The organism is Streptomyces sp. NPDC055103, from assembly GCF_053607625.1.
In genome coordinates this window covers 17,802-35,958 of sequence record NZ_JBSGTX010000081.1, presented here as the reverse complement: position 1 = coordinate 35,958, position 18,157 = coordinate 17,802, and the positions used below count along the sequence as shown (strand labels likewise).

The following is an 18,157-nucleotide window of genomic DNA, read 5'->3' as shown; positions in this document are numbered from 1 at the left end:
GCCGGGGTCCCCCTCCTCAGTGGAGGGGGACCCCGGCTGTCTTCGTCCGTCCCGACAGTCGCTCTAGGAAGCGCCGGGGTCGCGGTGGTGGGCGGCGATGCCGAAGCGGTGCTGTTCGCCCGTGGCGGAGTCGACCGGCCGCAGGGCGGAGACCGAGCTGATCACCCGCTCCTCCGCCGGCTCGCCCGCCGTCTCCAGAACCTCCAGGTCAGCGGCCGAGACCAGGGCGACGAGCGGCTTCCCGTGGCGGGTGACGACCACGCGCTCACCGCCGTACACGACGCGGTTGATCAGGTCGGCGAGCTCAGCCCGCGCTTGCGTCACCGGGATCTCGTAGGTCATGCTCCCCATCTTACGGGCTGTACGTCCTGTACATTTTTTACAGACAAACCCCTGGAGGTGCCCAGCCATGGACGCTCGCTACGTCCTGCCCGAGTTCACGGAGCGGACCAGCTTCGGGACCCGGACCCTCGACCCGTACTCGAAGCTCCTCGAAGCCCGGATCGTCTTCCTCGGCACCACGGTCGACGAGACCTCGGCCAACGACGCCATCGCGCAGTTCCTCTACCTCGACCACGCCTCTCCGGGCCAGGACATCTCCCTCTACATCAACTCCCCCGGCGGCTCCATCAGCGCCATGACCTCCCTCTACGACACGATGCGGACGCTCTCCTCCGACGTGGAGACCACCTGCCTGGGCCAGGCCGCCTCCACCGCGGCCGTCCTGCTCGCGGCCGGCACCCCGGGCAAGCGCCTGATCCTGCCCGGCGCCCGGGTCACCCTCCAGCAGCCGACCCTGGACGAGCCCGTCCAGGGACAGCTCAGCGACCTCGACCTCCAGGCGCGCGAGCTGCTGCGCCTGCGGGAGCTGGTCGCCGGGATGCTCGTCGAACACACCGGACAGGACCGGGAGCGGATCGACGCCGACATCGACCGCCTCACCGTCCTGGACGCCGAGGCGGCCGTCGCGTACGGCCTGGCCGACCACGTCGTCACGAGCCGGCGCGCCGCCGCCGGCGGCGCGGCCTGGTGAACCGGCCGTGCCCCCCGAGCTGCCGCCACTGCCGGCCCTGACCCGGGCCGAGGGTGAACTCGTCGACGCGTACCTCGAAGTCGTCGACCTCCTAGGGAAGATCAATCCATCCAGAGGCATGCATACCTATGGGGCGTTGCGTGCGGCCCAGGCCCTGGTGGGACGTGCGGAGGCGCTGCGCGAGGCGCTGAATCTCATGCATATGCGGGGTGAGAGCGAGGTCCACGCGGACACATTGGCGCGCGCCTTAAGGGTGTTGGACGGAGAGCGCAGGACCGGCCGCGTCACCGTCCCCCGCACTCGGGCGAGTTGACATATCCGCGTGTCGTGTCGAGGTCCGGTCGGCCGACACGGACCGCAGATTCCCTCCCCCGTTCGGCGTAGTCGACGAGTCGACATATGAAGCGGGCGAGTTGCGCAACAGGTGTACGCATTTGGCGGAATCGAACGTTCCATCGCTGGTACGCGGCTCGTAGGCCAAACCTCCGAAGATCACAAAGGCGGTCTGTCCACCCGAATGGATCAGTCGTGAGGAGCCTCACATATCGCCGTTTCAGCTCGGTTTTCGCCCATGGCGTGGGTCAAGATCCGTGTCGACGACAAGCCCCCGCCACCGCGGCGGGGCGGTCCGGGCGGACGCCGAGTCCTGCCGCTGTCCCGGACGTCTGGTCGACAGGAGTGGATCGGCAGGAGTGGAGGACCCAATCAGTACGGGATGTTCGCGCCGCTTCCGCGGCGGGGCCGTTCCTTGGGGTGAAGCCGCAGCCGCGGCCGGGCATCTTCGCCAGCCCGAACCCGACAGGTCATCCTTCGCAGGCGGCTGACGAAGGGTTGCGCATGACCGCGCAGATGCATGTCCCGTCCCTGCTGTCCCGGGCCGGAGCCGTCTCGGCTCTCACCCTCGCCGCCGTCGGCGGCACGCTGTTCGCACCAGGTGCGGCGACGGAGGCCCAGGCAGCGACGACACACGCGAACAAGGCACTGAGCGTCGCCGCGTCCAAGAAGGGCTCGCCCTACCGGTACGGATCCGCCGGACCCACCCGGTTCGACTGCTCCGGTCTGACGCTCTACGCCTACAACAAGGCGGGCAAGTCGCTGCCCCGCACCGCGCAGCAGCAGTACAACAAGACCCGGCACATCTCCTCGTCCAGCCGGCAGAAGGGGGACCTGGTCTTCTTCCACTCCGGTGGGAGGGTGTACCACGTCGGCATCTACGCCGGCAGCGGCAAGATCTGGCACTCGCCCAAGACGGGCTCCTGGGTGAAGCTCGACAAGATCTGGTCGTCGAAGGTCTACTACGGCCGCGTCCGGTGACGGAACCCGGGCGCTGACCCTTGCCGAGGGAGGGGCGCGGTGGCGCCGCCGCACCCCTCACGGCCGGGGCAGCACCCTCTCGGTGGCCCTGTGCGGCCCGGGCGTCGAGGTCGGTGTCCCCGACCCGCAGGACCCCACCCGCCGGCAGGCTCGTACTCCGGCCGAGGTCAACCCCTTTTACTGGGCGCGGCACTTCGCCGGTGGCGCCTGGCCCTCACAGGAGCTGCACGCCGGCTGAGCCGGTCGGTACGGGGGCGGGGGCCCACGGCAGCGTGATCCAGACCGTCTTGCCGCCCTCCTCGGTCGGCGTGACCGAGAGCCGGCCGCCGGCCTCCGCCGCGAGGACGCGGATGATGACCATGCCGCGCCCGTTGTCCTGCTGGACCGCCGCCGGAAGTCGGCGCGGCCAGCGGGGATGGCTGTCGGTCACGCCGATGTACAGGCGTTCCTCCCGCTCCAGCCGGAGGTCGACCGTGAAGGTGGGCGACTGCCCGAACGTGTGCTGGACGGCGTTGGTCGCCAGTTCCGAGACGATGAGCCGGATAGAGTCCGCGATCTCCGCGCCGCCGTCGAGCCCCCAGTCCCCCAGGACGTCCACGGCGAATCTGCGTGCCGTGGGAACCGAGGCGGGATCGCTCGGCAGAGTGACGGATGCTTCCTGCTGGTCTGCCATGGCGGCGCTGTCCCTTTCCCGCCGGGGACACCACCCCGGATTGCGCTTCGCGTCAGAGTGCCACCGATCGTGCCGCCCCGTACGGCCTTCCACCACGATATGTGCACATCTATCGCCCGAAGCGGTGAACTCTGCTGTCCGGAAACGCTCTTGGATGGCGGAGACGATGCCGTCAGAGGGCCGCGGGCGCGGTGCGCAGGATCGTCTCCACCGCCCCGTGCAGCTCGGCGTCCGTCAGGTCGGCGCGGGCCGTGAGCCGGAGCCGCGAGATGCCGTCCGGCACGGACGGGGGCCGGAAACACCCGACCGCCAGGCCCTGTTCGCGGCAGTCGGCCGCCCAGCGCAGCGCCGCCTCGGGCGAGGGGGCGCGCACCGAGACGACGGCAGCGTCCGGTCGCGCCGCGGTCAGTCCGGCCGCCGTGAGGAGCTCGTACAGGGTGGTGGCGACGGTCCGCGCCCGCTCGGCGAGTGCCGGTTCGGCGGCGATCAGCCGCAGGCTCGCGAGCGCGCCGCCCGCGGCGGCCGGGGCGAGCCCGGTGTCGAAGATGAAGGTGCGCGCCGCGTTCACCAGGTGCTCGACGACCCGGGCGGGTCCGAGGACGGCGCCGCCCTGGCTGCCCAGGGACTTGGAGAGGGTGAGGGTGGCGACGACGTCCTCGTCGCCCGCGAGGCCCGCCTCGTGCAGGGCGCCCCGCCCGCCGGCGCCGAGGACACCGAAGCCGTGGGCGTCGTCGACGACGAGCCCGGCGCCGTGCGCGCGGCAGACGTCGGCGAGCTCCGGGAGCGGCGCCTTGTCCCCGTCGACGGAGAAGACGGAGTCGCTGACCACGAGCGCCCGGTGCTCCGGACGCGCCTCCAGGGTCTTGCGTACGGCATCAGGGTCGGCGTGCGGCACGACGGCCGTCTCGGCGCGCGCGAGCCGGCAGCCGTCGACGATCGAGGCGTGGTTGGAGGCGTCCGAGACGATCAGCGAGTCCCGGCCGCCGAGCGCGGTGAGCGCGGCCAGGTTCGCCGCGTAGCCGGAGGAGAAGACGAGGGCCGCCTCGAAGCCGCAGAACTCGGCGAGTTCGCGTTCGAGCCGGGTGTGCAACCGGGTCGTGCCGGTGACGAGCCGTGAACCGGTGGCGCCCGCGCCCCAGCGCCTCGCCGCCTCGGCCGCCGCCTCGGTGACGTCCGGGCGTCGGGTGAGTCCCAGGTAGTCGTTGCTCGCCAGGTCGAGGAGCTCCGACTCGGCCGCCCGGGGCCGCAGCGTACGGACGAGACCGGCCTCCGCCCGGCGGCGCGCCTCGGCGTCGGTCCAGTCGAACGCGGTCCGGCGCGGGCCCTGGGCCCGGGCGTCGTCGGCCTGTGGCATGCGGCGATCCTTTTGTAGGCAGCGCACAGACCCTAACCGGAGTATGCCGAGGTCGGGATGTGGCCATCCACACACCTCGTTCGGCGGCGTTTGTTCGGTTCCTCCTTGGCCCGGGGGCGGACCGTAGGCAAGGATCAACCCTTATGGACCTGCTGAACACGCTGGTGGAGAAGGGGCTGCGGCGCGAGCTGCCGACCCGTGAAGAAGCGCTCGCCGTACTGGCGACCTCCGACGACGAACTGCTCGACGTGGTGGCGGCCGCCGGCAAGGTGCGCCGTCAGTGGTTCGGGCGGCGCGTGAAGCTGAACTACCTCGTCAACCTGAAGTCGGGGCTGTGCCCCGAGGACTGCTCGTACTGTTCGCAGCGGCTGGGTTCCAAGGCCGAGATCCTCAAGTACACGTGGCTGAAGCCGGACGAGGCGTCCCAGGCCGCCGCGGCCGGTGTCGCCGGCGGCGCCAAGCGCGTCTGCCTGGTGGCGAGCGGTCGCGGCCCGACGGACCGGGACGTCGAGCGGGTCGGCAGGACCATCGAGGCGATCAAGGAGCAGAACGAGGGCGTCGAGGTGTGCGCCTGCCTCGGCCTGCTCTCCGACGGTCAGGCGGAGCGCCTGCGGGACGCCGGCGCCGACGCGTACAACCACAACCTGAACACGTCGGAGGCGACGTACGAGGGGATCACCAAGACCCACACGTACGCCGACCGGGTGGACACCGTGCAGAAGGCGCACGCCGCCGGTCTCTCGGCCTGTTCCGGGCTCATCGCGGGCATGGGCGAGACCGACGAGGACCTCGTCGACGTCGTGTACGCGCTGCGCGACCTCGACTCCGACTCGGTGCCGGTCAACTTCCTCATCCCCTTCGAGGGCACGCCGCTCGCCAAGGAGTGGAACCTCACCCCGCAGCGCTGTCTGCGGATCCTCGCGATGGTGCGCTTCGTCTGCCCCGACGTCGAGGTGCGGATCGCGGGCGGCCGTGAGGTGCACCTGCGCTCGATGCAGCCGCTGGCGCTGAACATCGCGAACTCGATCTTCCTCGGCGACTATCTGACGAGTGAGGGCCAGGCCGGCCAGGCCGACCTCGACATGATCGCGGACGCGGGCTTCGAGGTGGAGGGAGCGGGCACGACGACGCTGCCCGCGCACCGGGCGGACGCGCTCGCGGCGGCGGGTGCGGCGGCGGCCGGCGGCTGCGGTGCGCACGCCCCGGCGGAGGGCGCGGGCTGTGGCTCCGCCGGCGGGGGCTGCGGCCCCTGCGGCGGTCACACGGCGCCTGCCCCGGAGGCCGTGGAGCCCGCCGCGGCCGAGACCTCGGCGAACACCGCCAGGACCGACCTGGTGGCGGTCCGTCGCCGGGGCGCCGGCACGGACCTCGCGCCGAATGCGTAACGACGAACTCCTCGCCCTGGACCGGGCGCACGTCTGGCACCCGTACGGCCCCATGCCGGGCCGTACGGACCCGCTCGTCGTCGCGTCCGCGTCGGGGGTACGGCTGCGGCTCGCCGAACCCGCCGGGGGACAGGCCGAGTTGATCGACGGCATGTCCTCCTGGTGGTCGGCGGTCCACGGCTACAACCACCCGGTGCTCAACGAGGCGGCGCGCGGGCAGCTCGACCGGATGAGCCACGTCATGTTCGGCGGGCTCACCCACGAACCGGCCGTCCGGCTCGCCGCCCGCCTCGTCGAGATCACCCCCGAGCCCCTGCGCCACGTCTTCCTCAGCGACTCGGGTTCGGTCGCCGTCGAGGTCGCCGCCAAGATGTGCCTCCAGTACTGGCGCTCGGTCGGCCGGCCCGGCAAGCAGCGGCTCCTCACCTGGCGCGGCGGCTACCACGGGGACACCTGGCAGCCGATGTCGGTGTGCGACCCCGAAGGCGGCATGCACGAGCTGTGGTCGGGGGTGCTCCAGCGGCAGGTGTTCGTGGACGCCCCTCCGACCGCGTACGAGGAGTCGTACGCGGAGCTGCTGCGGAACGAGATCGGGCGCCACGCGGACGAGCTGGCCGCGGTGATCGTGGAGCCCGTGGTGCAGGGCGCGGGCGGTATGCGGTTCCACGACCCGGCGTACCTGAAGGTGCTGCGGGAGGCCTGCGACGCCCATGACGTGCTGCTCGTCTTCGACGAGATCGCGACCGGTTTCGGGCGGACGGGCACGCTGTTCGCCGCCGACCAGGCGGGGGTCTCCCCCGATGTGATGTGCCTGGGCAAGGCGCTGACCGGCGGTTACCTGTCGATGGCGGCGACCCTCTGCACGAGCCGGGTCGCCGACGGGATCTCCCGGGGCGAGGTCCCGGTCCTGGCCCACGGGCCGACCTTCATGGGGAACCCGCTGGCGTCGGCGGTGGCCTGCGCCTCGATCGACCTGCTCCTGGCGCAGGAGTGGCAGGTCGAGGTCAAGCGGCTCGAGGCGGGGCTCCGGGAGGGACTCGCTCCGGCCGCCGACCTCCAGGGCGTCCGCGAGGTGCGGGTGCTCGGCGCGATCGGCGTCGTCCAGCTCGACCACGACGTCGACATGGCGGCGGCGACCCGGGCGGCGGTCCGGGAGGGCGTCTGGCTGCGCCCGTTCCGGGACCTGATCTACACGATGCCACCGTACGTGACCGGTGACGAGGACCTCGCGAGGATCTGCGCGGCGGTCTGCGCGGCCGCGGCGGCAGGCTGACACGACGTAGCGACCTAGCGGCGTGACGACGTAACGACGGAAGGACAGGGACAGCGGTGGGAATCGTCATCGTCAGCGGCACGGGGACGGAGATCGGCAAGACGGTCGTGACCGCGGCGGTGGCCGCCGTCGCCACGGCCGCCGGGCGGTCCGTCGCGGTCCTGAAGCCCGCGCAGACCGGCGTCGGGCCGGACGAGACGGGTGACGCGGACGAGGTCGTCCGGCTCTCGGGCGCCACGGCCTCCGTCGAGCTGGGACGTTTCCCGGAGCCGCTGGCTCCGGGCACGGCCGCCCGGCGGGCCGGACTCTCCCCGGTCGGGCCGCGTCAGGTCGCCGAGGCGGCCCGCGCCCTGGCCGACACGCACGACCTGGTGCTCGTCGAGGGGGCGGGCGGTCTCCTCGTCCGCTTCGACGAGGAGGGCGGCACGCTCGCGGACGCCGCGGCGCTGCTCGGCGCCCCGGTCCTGTGCGTGGTCCCCGCGGGTCTCGGGACGCTCAACTCGACGGCCCTGACGGCCGAGGCGCTGGCGGCGCGCGGCATCGAGCAGCTGGGCGTGGTGGTCGGCAGCTGGCCGGCCGCGCCGGACCTGGCGGCCCGCTGCAATCTGGCGGACCTGCCGGAGTCGGCGAGCGCGCCGCTGCTCGGGGCCGTACCGGAGGGGTCGGGCGGGCTCGACCCGGCGGAGTTCCGCGCGGCGGCGGGCGGCTGGCTGGCCCCGGCGCTCGGCGGGACGTGGGACGCGGGGAGGTTCACGGCGGAGTTCGCGGCGGCGTTCCCGACGGGCTTCACGGCAGACCTCACGGCGGGCTTCACGGCGGGCTTCACGGCGGACTTGACCGCGGATTTCGGCGGCTGACCCGTAGGGGTGTTCGGGGCGGCGCTCAGGGCGAACTTCGGGACGCGCTGCGGGGCGGTCCTCGGGACGAGCTGCCGGGCGAACTTCGGGGCGGGCGTGCCCGCCTGATCCGTGGCGGACTCCGTACGCTGGGCGCATGCGCGCTCATGTTCAGGAGATCGTCTTCGACTGTGCCGACCCGGCCGCCCTCGTCCGCTTCTGGGCCGGACTCCTCGGCGGTGATCCGGTCGACCGCTCGGGCGACTGGTCGTACGTCGACCCGCCGGAGTTCGTCCGGCTCGCCTTCCAGCGCGTACCGGAGGGCAAGACGGTGAAGAACCGGGTCCATCTCGACCTGGAGGTGACGGACCCGGAGCGTGCCGCCACCGAGGCGGAGCCCGCCGGCGCGGTCCGCTCCGGCGGTCTCGTCACCGACGAGCAGGGCTCCTTCCAGGTCATGCGGGATCCGGAGGGCAACGAGTTCTGCTTCGTGACCGGGTGAGGGGCTCCCCATGAACCCGCCGACTCCCCCGCGCCCCGGTTCCTCCGCGCCCCGCGTCCATCACCCACTCTTCGCCCGCTTCTACGCCCGCGTCAGCGTCTCGGCCGAGACGCGCGGCGGGCTCGGTGCCCTGCGCGAGGAGCTGCTCTCCGGGCTCACCGGCCGGGTGATCGAGATCGGCGCCGGGAGCGGACTGAACTTCGCCCACTGCCCGCCCGGTGTCTCCGAGGTCGTCGCCGTCGAACCGGAACCCCGTCTGCGGCGGCTCGCCGAGGAGGCGGCGCGGCGGGCGCCCGTCCCGGTGACCGTGCGACCGGGCACGGCCGAGGCGCTGCCGGCGGAGGACGGTGTCTTCGACGCGGCCGTGACCTCGCTGGTCCTCTGCACGGTACGGAGCGTGCCGGAGGCCCTCGCGGAGGTACGGCGCGTCCTGCGTCCCGGCGGCGAGCTCCGCTTCTTCGAGCACGTGGCGGCGGGGACACCCGGGCTCGCGCGCGTCCAACGGGGACTGGACCGCACGGTCTGGCCGCTGCTCTTCGGCGGCTGCCACACCGCGCGGGACCCGCTCGCGGCGATCGCGGCGGCGGACTTCGTCCTCGGCCCGTACCGCTCCTTCGACCTCCCGGAGAGCGGCCCGCGCCTGCCGACCTCCCCCTGCGTACTGGGTACGGCCCGGCGGTGAGCGGCGCCGTCCCATCCGCCGGAACTCCCTGGCACCGGCCCCGCGCCGCGTGATGGGATCCGGCCGTGATCGAACTGCAGATACGCGCCGCCCGCCCCGACGAGGCCGAGGCCGTCCTGGCCTTCTGGAAGGAGTCGGCCGAGGGGACATCCGTCTCGGACGACGTGCACGGCGTGACCCGGCTCATCGAGCGCGACCCGGAGGCACTCGTCCTCGCGCTGGCCGACGGTCTGATCGTGGGCTCCGTGATCGCCGGCTGGGACGGCTGGCGCGCCTCCCTCTACCGGCTCGCCGTGCTGCCCTCCCACCGTCGGCGGGGCATCTCCACGGCGCTGCTGCGCGCGGCCGACGAGCGGTTCGAGGCGCTCGGCGGCCGACGGGTGGACGCGATGGTCCTGGAGGCGAACGAGACGGGCCGACGGCTCTGGACGGCCGCCGGGTACGAGCGTCAGGACCACTGGCGCCGCTGGGTGAAGCCTCTCGGCCACTGACCGACCGCCGGTACGCGCAGCATGCGCAGCACCTCACCAGCCGATCACCACTCTGCTTTGCCCATCCTTTACCATGGTTCTTCATCCCGACGACCGAAAGGTGTGAGCGTCCGCCCATGGGCGAGCCTCCCAGTAGCACTGGTTCCACGTTCCGACATCGAGCGATCCTCTCCCCCCTGACTGATCATGGGACGGAGGTGAACCGATGACCGAAGTGCTCCTGCTCGTGCTCGCGCTCCTGCTCTCGCTCGCGTGCGGCGCCTTCGTCGCGGCCGAGTTCTCGCTGACGACGGTCGAGCGCGGCGAACTCGAAGCCGCCGTGGAGCGCGGCGAGCGCGGCGCGGCGAGCGCGCTCAAGGCCGTTCGTTCACTGACCTTCCAGCTCTCCGGCGCCCAGCTCGGCATCACCGTCACCAACCTGGTCGTCGGCATGCTCGCCGAGCCCTCGGTCGCCAAGCTGATCCAGGGTCCGGTCGAGGCTCTCGGCCTCTCCCCGGCGGTGGCCTCCTCGGTCGCCCTCGTCATCGGTACGGCCCTGTCGACCGTCGTCCTGATGGTCGTCGGCGAGCTGGTCCCGAAGAACTGGGCGATCTCCTCGCCCCTCGCGATCGCGAAGAGGGTGGCGACCCCGCAGCGGGTGTTCACGGCCGCCTTCAAGCCGCTGATCAGCCACCTCAACAACACCGCGAACCGCATCCTGCGCCGCCTCGGCATGGAACCGGCCGAGGAGCTGGCCTCCGCGCGTTCCCCGCAGGAGCTCGTGGCGCTCGCCCGGCACTCCGCCAAGGAAGGCGCCCTGGAGGCGGACACGGCCGAGCTGTTCGTCCGTACGCTCAACCTCGCGGAGCTGACCGCCGAGAACGTGATGACGCCCCGCGTGCAGGTCACCGCTCTGGAGGTGCAGGCCACCGCCGAGGACGTGGCGAACGCGACCCGCGCGACCGGGCTCTCCCGCTTCCCCGTCTACCGGGGCAACCTCGACTCCGTCGTCGGCATCGCGCACATCAAGGACGTGCTGGCCATACCGGCCGCCGACCGGGCGCGCCGCCGGATCGGCGAGATGCTGCGCGAACCGCTGCTCGTCCCGGAGACCCTGACCGTGGACCGGCTGCTCGACCGGCTCTCCGGCAAGCAGACGATGGCGGTCGTCATCGACGAGTACGGCGGTACGGCCGGGGTCGTGACCCTGGAGGACATCGTCGAGGAGGTCGTCGGCGAGGTCCGCGACGAGCACGACCCGCACGAGACGCCGGACCTGGCGCCCGCAGGCGAGGACGCCGACGGCCGCGAGCTGTGGTCGGCGGACGGCGCCGCCCGCACGGACCAGGTGGGGGCGATCGGCCTCCGGGTGCCGGACGGTCCGTACGAGACGCTGGCGGGTGTCGTCGCGACCGAGCTGGGCCGTATCCCGGCCGTCGGCGACAGCCTGGAGCTGGCCGGCTGGCGGCTCGACGTCGTGGACGCCTCGGGCCGGCGCGCCGCGCGCGTGCTGCTGCACGCCCCCGCGCACACCGCTTCGTCCGACTCCGACGAGACCGGGGAGGCCGGCCGATGATCGTCATCCAGCTGTTGATCGGTCTGCTGACCCTGGTCGTCAACGCGTTCTTCGTCGGCGCCGAGTTCGCCCTGATCTCGGTCCGTCGCAGTCAGGTCGAGCCGCTGGCCGAGTCCGGGAACCGGCGGGCGCGCAGCGTCATCTGGGGCCTGGAGCACGTCTCCGCGCTGCTCGCGGCCGCCCAGCTCGGCATCACGCTCTGCACACTGGTCCTCGGCATCGTCGCCGAGCCGGCCATCGCGCACCTCCTGGAACCGGTCTTCGACGCGGTGGGCGTGCCGCACGGTCTGGTGCACCCGATCTCGTTCGTGATCGCGCTGTCGGTGGCGACGTACCTGCACATGCTGCTGGGCGAGATGGTGCCGAAGAACATCGCGCTCGCGGAGCCGACGCGCACCGCGCTGGCCCTCGGCCCGCCGCTGGTGGCGCTCGCGCGGGCGCTGCGGCCGGTGATCTTCGCGATCAACGCCTTCGCCAACGCGCTGCTCAAGCTGTTGCGGGTGGAGGTCAAGGACGAGGTCGCGGCGACGTTCTCGGACGACGAGCTGGCCCGTATGGTCACCGACGCGGGTGACGCCGGCCTCCTGGACGACCGGGCCGCCGAGCGGCTGCACGACGCCCTGGAGCTGGGCCGCCGTCCGGTGCGAGACGTCGTGATGCCGGCGGAGAAGGTGGTGTACGCGCAGGTCGGCACCACTCCCGAGGAGCTGGAGGCGCTGTCCGCGTCGACGGGCTACTCGCGCTTCCCCGTCGTCGACTCCGAGCGCCGGATCCTGGGCTATCTGCACGTGAAGGACGCCCTGGACGTCACCCCGCGCGATCTGCCCTTCCCGGTGACGGCGCTGCGGCCGATCGCCCGGGTCCGGGCGGCCACGCCGCTGGACGACGTCCTGACCGCGATGCGGCGGAGCCGTACGCATCTGGCGGCGGTCCTCGACGAGGACGACAAGCCGGCCGGTCTCGTGACGATGGAGGACGTGCTGCGCGAACTGGTGGGGCGCCCGGCGGCGCCGTGATCCCGTAGCGCGCACGCGGAAGCAGGACGAAGGGCCCCGGGAGTCTTCCCGGGGCCCTTCGGGCGTATCGGATCCGGGCGGATCCGTCGGACACGTCGGGTCCGGCGTCTTCGACGCCTCAGAGCGCGACGGCGGTCAGCCAGGCGTCGAGGAGGCCGCGGTCCCCGGAGTGGGCGAAGCGAGGGTCGTCGGCGGCGTACCGGCGGTGCAGCAGGAGCAGCAGCTCGTCGCTGCCGGCCGTGACGCTCGCGGTCGGCTCCGGTTCCGCGGGCTCCGTCGGTTCCGGTTCCGTCTGTTCCGTACGCGCCGCGGATGCCGTGCTTCCGCGCCGCCAGGTGAAGCCGCCTCCGCCGAGCGTAAGCGTCCAGACGGTCCCGGTGTCGCGGGCCGTGAGCCGGAGCAGGTCGCCGTCGCGGTCGAGCTGGGCGATGCGTTCGGCGGTCCGCGGGACGTAGAGGAGCGTGGCGAGGTGGTGCTCGATGCCCTCGGCCGCCGTGCCGGGGTCGATCGGTCCGGCCGTGCCGTCGAGGGCGATCTCCGCGTCGGCGAGGTGCACGACGGCCTCGTGGAGCACGTGGCGCGGGTAGTACCCGGCGCGCGGCTCGGGCCCGGGCGACCAGAGCGGGGTGTCCGGGTCGGCGGCGCGGAGGGTCGCGACGAGGGTCTCGGCACCGGCGTCGAGCCAGCCGGGGTACGCGGCGGGGTCCGGCGGCAGGTCGAGCGGGACGTCCCCGGGGAGGACCCGGGTGGTGGCCCCGGTGCGTACGAGGTGGTCCGCCCAGCGGTGGACGGTGCCGAGGTGCCGGGTCAGCTCGGCGAGGGTCCAGCCGGGGCAGGTGGGCACGGGGGTGGCGGGGTCGGCGCCCCGGACGGTGGCGACGAAGCGGCGGACCCGCTCGGCGACGGCCGCGCAGGCGGCGTCGTGGGAGTCCTCGGTGAAGCCGAAGCCCTCCGAGACCTTGAGCAGCTCGTCCCGCCAGGGGCCCTCCGGGTGGCGCAGGGCCGCCGCGCGGAAGTGCCCGTCGAGAGCGCGCCGGTCGGCCGCCGGGAGCCCGGAGAGCGTGTGCGCCGTGCTCTCCAGCCACGTCACCGCCGTGTCGGGGTCCAGGGTCTCGTCATCGCTGGTCTCGACGGCCGTCACCAGCTCGGCCAGGGCCTCCGTCAGTGTGCTCAGCAGCGCGTCGCTCATCGGGTCTTCCCCTCCCGGGTTCTCCACGGCATCCCGCGCATACCGCGCGGTATGATCTGTCCGCCATGCAGATCAATGCCACCTACACCAGTCTCGTCGCCTTGGGCGACAGCTTCACCGAGGGTATGTCGGACCTGAAGCCCGACGGGTCCTACCGCGGCTGGGCCGATGTCCTCGCGGGCCGGCTCGCCGCCCGTACGCCCGACTTCCGTTACGCGAACCTCGCCGTGCGCGGAAAGCTCATCGGCCAGATCGTCGACGAGCAAGTCGACCTGGCCGCAGGGATGAAGGCCGATGTGGTGACCCTCGTCGGCGGACTCAACGACACCCTCCGCCCGAAGGTCGACATGGTCCGGGTGCGGGACCTGCTCACCGAGGCAGTGGAACGCCTCACACCCTCCTGCGGGCAGCTGGTCCTGATGCGCAGCCCCGGCCGCGAGGGACCGGTCATGGAGCGCTTCCGCCCCCGCATGGAGGAGCTCTTCACCCACCTCGACGAGCTCGCCGCCCGGCACGGCGCCCTCCTCGTCGACCTGTACGGGGCGTCGACGCTCGGCGATCCCCGGCTGTGGGACGTGGACCGGCTCCATCTGACCGCCGACGGGCACCGGCGGGTGGCCGAGGCCGTGTGGCAGACGCTGGGTCTCCCGCCCGAGGACGACTGGCGGTCGCCGCTGCCTCCGGCCGGGCGGCCCGGCTGGGCGAACCGGCGGATCGCGGACGCCCGCTTCGCCAAGGAGCACCTGGGCCCGTGGATCGGACGGCGGCTCACGGGCCGTTCCTCCGGTGACGGCCGCGCGCCGAAGCGACCCGACCTCCTGCCGTACGAGGCACCGGCCGGTCCGTGAACGGGACCGCAGGCCGGAGGGTGAACCGAAGGACGAGCCTGACCAGAGGCGCGGCCGGCCCTCCGTGACCTGCGTCTCGTAGCAAGCTCCACATCCCACCGTGGCGCTGGCCTGCACAAACCGCCAGTAGAATCTCTCCACGTGACTGCTGTGACTGCGAAGCCCCGCATCCCCAACGTTCTGGCCGGCCGCTACGCCTCCGCGGAGCTCGCCGTCCTCTGGTCCCCCGAGCAGAAGGTGAAGCTGGAGCGTCAGCTGTGGCTCGCCGTGCTGCGTGCGCAGAAGGACCTCGGGATCGAGGTTCCGGACGCCGCCCTCGCCGACTACGAGCGCGTTCTCGACCAGGTCGACCTCGGTTCCATCGCCGAGCGCGAGAAGGTCACCCGGCACGACGTGAAGGCCCGGATCGAGGAGTTCAACGCCCTCGCCGGTCACGAGCACGTCCACAAGGGCATGACCTCGCGCGACCTCACCGAGAACGTCGAGCAGCTCCAGATCCGCCTCTCCCTCGAGCTGATGCGGGACCGTACGGTCGCCGTCCTCGGTCGTCTCGGCAAGCTCTCCGCCGAGTACGCGGAGCTGGTCATGGCCGGCCGCTCGCACAACGTCGCCGCCCAGGCGACCACCCTCGGCAAGCGCTTCGCGACCGCCGCGGACGAGCTGCTCGTGGCGTACGGACGCCTGGAGGAGCTCCTCGGCCGCTACCCGCTGCGCGGGATCAAGGGCCCGGTCGGCACCGCGCAGGACATGCTGGACCTGCTCGGCGGCGACGCGGGCAAGCTGGCGGACCTGGAGCAGCGGATCGCCGGTCACCTCGGCTTCGCGCACAACTTCACCTCGGTCGGCCAGGTCTATCCGCGCTCGCTCGACTACGACGTGGTCACCTCGCTGGTGCAGCTGGCCGCCGCGCCGTCGTCGATCGCCAAGACGATCCGTCTGATGGCGGGCCACGAGCTGGTCACGGAGGGCTTCAAGCCCGGCCAGGTCGGCTCCTCGGCGATGCCGCACAAGATGAACACCCGCTCCTGCGAGCGCGTCAACGGCCTGATGGTCATCCTGCGCGGCTACGCGTCGATGACCGGCGAGCTCGCCGGCGACCAGTGGAACGAGGGCGACGTGTCCTGCTCCGTGGTCCGCCGTGTCGCCCTGCCGGACGCCTTCTTCGCCCTCGACGGTCTCCTGGAGACCTTCCTGACCGTGCTCGACGAGTTCGGCGCCTTCCCGGCCGTCGTCGCCCGCGAGCTCGACCGCTACCTGCCCTTCCTGGCGACCACCAAGGTCCTCATGGGCGCCGTGCGCGCCGGGGTCGGCCGCGAGGTCGCCCACGAGGCCATCAAGGAGAACGCCGTCGCCTCCGCCCTCGCCATGCGCGAGCAGGGCGCCGAGCGCAACGAGCTCCTCGACAAGCTGGCCGCCGACGACCGGATCCCGCTGGACCGGGCGCAGCTCGACGAGCTGATGGCGGACAAGCTGTCCTTCACGGGCGCCGCCGCCGACCAGGTCGCCGCCGTGGTCTCCCGTATCGAGGAGATCCTCAAGCAGCACCCGGAGGCCGCCGCCTACGCCCCCGGAGCGATTCTCTGACCCGGTTCACCCCGGAGCAGCTGGAGGCCGCTCGCGACCGCGTCGTTCCCGACGTGGTGGCGGGCGGCCTTTCCGTACTGTTCTGCGGGATCAGTCCGGGTCTCATGACGGCCGCCACGGGCCACCACTTCGCCCGCCCCGGCAACCTCGCCCAGACTTCGTCCGGGAGGTGCCCCCAGGCCGGTCCTCCATCTGTCCGGGTTCACGCCGGGGCTGCTGCGGCCGGACGAGCAGGAGAAGCTCCTGTCGTACGGGCTCGGGATCACGAACGTGGTGGCACGGGCGACCGCGCGGGCCGACGAGCTGAGCCGGGAGGAGTACCGCGAGGGCGGGCGGATCCTGGTCGAGAAGGTGGAGCGGCTCGCTCCCCGGTGGCTCGCGGTCGTCGGCGTCACCGCGTACCGGACGGCCTTCGGCGAGCCGAAGGCGGCCATCGGGCCACAGGAGCGTGTGATCGGTTCCACCCGGGTCTGGGCCCTGCCCAACCCCAGCGGCCTCAAAGCGCACTGGACGGCGGCGACGATGGCCGAGGAGTACGGCCGGCTGCGGGAAGCGGCGGCCGGGACCCGGTGAGGGCGGTCCCGGACAGGGCCCGGACCTGCCGCCGGACCAGGGCCCGCGCCTGCCGCCGGACGGGCCCCTGAGCGCCTTCACGGTGGATCGACCTCGGTGATCACGGCGAGGAGCTGGAACGGCAGCTCCTTGTCCCACTGGGAGACACCGAGGCCTATCCACCGTCCGTCCACCCGCCACAGCTTCAGATTCGGGGTGTGGCAGCTGAGCGTGGACCACGGCTCGGGCATCTCCTCACCTCGCGTGCCGCGCTCCAGGACGGACCACAGGCTCACCTCGTCCGGCGGGCCCCAGAGGGCGGTGAGCACGGCGGCGACCCCGTCCCGCTCCGCCTCGTACTGCTCCTCGACGAGTACGGCGCGCGTGCCGTCGTCCTCCCAGAACTCCTCGCTCGTCGCGAGCTCCCCCACGTGGAAGCCGGGTCCGCTGTCGACGGGGCCGGAGCGCTCCGGTCGCGGCGGGAAGTCTCGGGAGCGGAGTAAGTCGATCGTCGCCAGGTGCCGTGCCGTGGTCATGGGACCAGTAAAGCGGTGGCCACTGACAGTTGGCGTTCCGTCAGAGGGCGGGCGGGGTCGTCGCGGGGCCCTCCGCGGGGGCGGCGCTCGCCGCGGCCCGGCCCATTGAGTACCATCCGCCGAAGAGGTGCACGAGCTGGGAGGACACACTGTGGGGCGGCTGACCGGCGGGGATCCGTCTCTGCTGCGGCGGATCAACTCCGCGGTGGTACTCCATGCGCTGCGGGGCGCCGACGCGCCCACGCTCACGGACCTGACCCGGATCACGGGTCTGTCCCGGCCGACGGTCGAGGGCGTCGTCGAGGGGCTCATGGAGGGCGGGCTCGTCGTCGAGTCCGCGCCGGAGGAGGGCGAGGCCCGGCGCCAGGGGCGTCCGGCGCGGAGGTTCCGCTTCCGCGCGGAGGCCGGTCATCTCCTCGGCATCGAGATCGGCCCGCACCGCGTGGCCGCCCTGCTCTCCGGTCTGGACGGCCGGATCATCGGCGCCGGCTCCCGCGAGGTGTCGGAGACGGCGCCCGAGGACGAACGCCTGGACAAGGTGCGCGCCGTCGTCGCGGACGTGCTGCGCAGGGCCGGGGTCGCCCGGTCCAATCTGCGGGCCGTCGGCGTCGGGACGCCGGGCATCGTGGAGGCCGACGGGACGGTACGCCTCGGTACGGCGCTGCCGGGCTGGACGGGCCTCGCGCTCGGCGAGCGGCTGCGCCGCTCCTTCAAGTGCCCGGTGATCGTCGAGAACGACGCGAACGCGGCGGCGGTCGCCGAGCACTGGAAGGGTGCCGCGACCGACTCCGACGACATCGTCTTCGTCCTGGCGGGGCTGAGCCCGGGCGCCGGTTCGCTGATCGGCGGCCGGCTCCACCGCGGGTACGGCGGGGCGGCCGGGGAGATCGGCGCCCTGCACCTCCTGGGCCGCGGGGTCACCCCCGAGCACCTGCTGTCGACCACCGACGAGCCGCTGCATCCGCTGGACGAGCAGGCGGTCGCCGAGGTCTTCGCGCTGGCCCGCAAGGGCGACGCGCGGGCTGAGGCGGCGGTGGACCGGTTCATCCAGCGGCTCGTGCACGACGTGGCGGCGCTGGTTCTCGCGATCGACCCCGAGCTGGTGGTCGTCGGCGGCTGGGCCGCCGGGCTCGACGGTGTGCTGCCGCCGCTCCGCGAGGAGTTGGCGCGCTTCTGTCTCCGGCCGCCGCGCGTGGTGCTCTCGCTCCTGGGCGAGGCCGCCGTGGGCACGGGCGCGCTGCGCCTCGCCCTGGACCACGTCGAGGAGCAGCTCTTCGCCGTCGAGGGAACGGTGACGGCCCGCCGCTGAACCGCCGGAGTGGCGGTCCCTCGAC

At 72.7% G+C, this 18,157-nt stretch carries 19 protein-coding genes, 1 pseudogene and 1 riboswitch; of the genes and pseudogenes, 15 read left to right on the top strand and 5 right to left on the bottom strand.

All coding sequences use genetic code 11. From position 1 onward, the window contains the following. Positions 1–63 precede the first annotated feature (63 nt). Complete coding sequence (locus ACWFR1_RS34840) at positions 64–342, bottom strand: type II toxin-antitoxin system Phd/YefM family antitoxin (RefSeq protein ID WP_453558539.1); 279 nt, start codon at positions 340–342, stop codon at positions 64–66. A gap of 67 nt (positions 343–409) precedes the next feature. Here ACWFR1_RS34840 and ACWFR1_RS34835 point away from each other — a divergent pair, with 67 nt between their 5' ends. The 3 genes from ACWFR1_RS34835 (at position 410) to ACWFR1_RS34825 (ending at position 2,347) form a co-directional block, all read left to right on the top strand. After that, entirely contained in the window at positions 410–1,033 is a 624-nt protein-coding gene (locus ACWFR1_RS34835; protein WP_453558536.1) for an ATP-dependent Clp protease proteolytic subunit, read from the top strand. A 7-nt stretch (positions 1,034–1,040) separates the two neighbouring features. Further along, positions 1,041–1,346 carry a hypothetical protein gene (locus ACWFR1_RS34830; RefSeq protein WP_453558533.1) on the top strand — a complete coding sequence of 102 codons (306 nt, stop codon included), beginning with the start codon at positions 1,041–1,043 and terminating at the stop codon, positions 1,344–1,346. A gap of 399 nt (positions 1,347–1,745) precedes the next feature. Next, a riboswitch (cyclic di-AMP (ydaO/yuaA leader) is annotated at positions 1,746–1,867 on the top strand. A gap of 3 nt (positions 1,868–1,870) precedes the next feature. Beyond that, positions 1,871–2,347: a C40 family peptidase gene (locus tag ACWFR1_RS34825; RefSeq protein WP_453558530.1), complete on the top strand. Its 477-nt coding sequence runs from the start codon at positions 1,871–1,873 to the stop codon at positions 2,345–2,347. A gap of 214 nt (positions 2,348–2,561) precedes the next feature. On the opposite strand, the gene ACWFR1_RS34820 is transcribed toward ACWFR1_RS34825, so the two are convergent. Beyond that, entirely contained in the window at positions 2,562–3,020 is a 459-nt protein-coding gene (locus tag ACWFR1_RS34820; protein ID WP_453558527.1) for an ATP-binding protein, read from the bottom strand. Positions 3,021–3,192: 172 nt separating this feature from the next. Further along, positions 3,193–4,374, bottom strand: coding sequence for an 8-amino-7-oxononanoate synthase (locus ACWFR1_RS34815; protein ID WP_453558520.1), 1,182 nt, complete (start codon positions 4,372–4,374; stop codon positions 3,193–3,195). Between the two features lie 143 nt (positions 4,375–4,517). Here ACWFR1_RS34815 and bioB point away from each other — a divergent pair, with 143 nt between their 5' ends. From bioB to ACWFR1_RS34775, 8 genes are all read left to right on the top strand, one after another. Beyond that, the gene (gene bioB, locus ACWFR1_RS34810; protein ID WP_453558517.1) at positions 4,518–5,759 is read left to right on the top strand and encodes a biotin synthase BioB; all 1,242 of its coding nucleotides are present in this window, start codon (positions 4,518–4,520) and stop codon (positions 5,757–5,759) included. Next, positions 5,752–7,032 carry an adenosylmethionine--8-amino-7-oxononanoate transaminase gene (locus ACWFR1_RS34805; protein ID WP_453558514.1) on the top strand — a complete coding sequence of 427 codons (1,281 nt, stop codon included), beginning with the start codon at positions 5,752–5,754 and terminating at the stop codon, positions 7,030–7,032. The genes bioB and ACWFR1_RS34805 overlap by 8 nt, the downstream gene beginning before the upstream one ends. Before the next feature lie 56 nt (positions 7,033–7,088). Further along, complete coding sequence (gene bioD / locus ACWFR1_RS34800) at positions 7,089–7,889, top strand: dethiobiotin synthase (protein WP_453558511.1); 801 nt, start codon at positions 7,089–7,091, stop codon at positions 7,887–7,889. 136 nt (positions 7,890–8,025) lie between these two features. Then, positions 8,026–8,370 carry a VOC family protein gene (locus tag ACWFR1_RS34795; protein WP_453558509.1) on the top strand — a complete coding sequence of 115 codons (345 nt, stop codon included), beginning with the start codon at positions 8,026–8,028 and terminating at the stop codon, positions 8,368–8,370. 10 nt (positions 8,371–8,380) lie between these two features. After that, positions 8,381–9,052, top strand: coding sequence for a class I SAM-dependent methyltransferase (locus tag ACWFR1_RS34790; RefSeq protein WP_453558507.1), 672 nt, complete (start codon positions 8,381–8,383; stop codon positions 9,050–9,052). Positions 9,053–9,117: 65 nt separating this feature from the next. Further along, positions 9,118–9,543 carry a GNAT family N-acetyltransferase gene (locus tag ACWFR1_RS34785; protein WP_453558504.1) on the top strand — a complete coding sequence of 142 codons (426 nt, stop codon included), beginning with the start codon at positions 9,118–9,120 and terminating at the stop codon, positions 9,541–9,543. Between the two features lie 205 nt (positions 9,544–9,748). After that, positions 9,749–11,098 carry a hemolysin family protein gene (locus ACWFR1_RS34780; protein WP_453558501.1) on the top strand — a complete coding sequence of 450 codons (1,350 nt, stop codon included), beginning with the start codon at positions 9,749–9,751 and terminating at the stop codon, positions 11,096–11,098. Then, positions 11,095–12,114: a hemolysin family protein gene (locus ACWFR1_RS34775; RefSeq protein ID WP_453558498.1), complete on the top strand. Its 1,020-nt coding sequence runs from the start codon at positions 11,095–11,097 to the stop codon at positions 12,112–12,114. The genes ACWFR1_RS34780 and ACWFR1_RS34775 overlap by 4 nt, the downstream gene beginning before the upstream one ends. 118 nt (positions 12,115–12,232) lie before the next feature. On the opposite strand, the gene ACWFR1_RS34770 is transcribed toward ACWFR1_RS34775, so the two are convergent. Continuing rightward, positions 12,233–13,303 (bottom strand): maleylpyruvate isomerase N-terminal domain-containing protein, encoded by a 1,071-nt coding sequence (locus ACWFR1_RS34770; RefSeq protein ID WP_453558495.1) that lies wholly within the window; start codon positions 13,301–13,303, stop codon positions 12,233–12,235. Between the two features lie 65 nt (positions 13,304–13,368). On the opposite strand from ACWFR1_RS34770, the gene ACWFR1_RS34765 reads away from it, so the two are divergent. The 3 genes and pseudogenes from ACWFR1_RS34765 (at position 13,369) to mug (ending at position 16,308) form a co-directional block, all read left to right on the top strand. Further along, on the top strand, positions 13,369–14,151 hold the full coding sequence (locus ACWFR1_RS34765; protein WP_453558492.1) for an SGNH/GDSL hydrolase family protein: 783 nt from the start codon (positions 13,369–13,371) through the stop codon (positions 14,149–14,151). A 141-nt stretch (positions 14,152–14,292) separates the two neighbouring features. Then, positions 14,293–15,735: an adenylosuccinate lyase gene (purB, locus tag ACWFR1_RS34760; RefSeq protein WP_453558489.1), complete on the top strand. Its 1,443-nt coding sequence runs from the start codon at positions 14,293–14,295 to the stop codon at positions 15,733–15,735. 53 nt (positions 15,736–15,788) lie between these two features. Then, positions 15,789–16,308 (top strand): annotated as a pseudogene (gene mug / locus ACWFR1_RS34755) (G/U mismatch-specific DNA glycosylase). Positions 16,309–16,385: 77 nt separating this feature from the next. On the opposite strand, the gene ACWFR1_RS34750 reads toward mug, so the two are convergent. Beyond that, positions 16,386–16,823, bottom strand: coding sequence for a hypothetical protein (locus ACWFR1_RS34750; RefSeq protein WP_453558486.1), 438 nt, complete (start codon positions 16,821–16,823; stop codon positions 16,386–16,388). Positions 16,824–16,974: 151 nt separating this feature from the next. Here ACWFR1_RS34750 and ACWFR1_RS34745 point away from each other — a divergent pair, with 151 nt between their 5' ends. Further along, entirely contained in the window at positions 16,975–18,132 is a 1,158-nt protein-coding gene (locus tag ACWFR1_RS34745) for an ROK family transcriptional regulator (RefSeq protein WP_453558483.1), read from the top strand. Positions 18,133–18,157 lie beyond the last annotated feature (25 nt).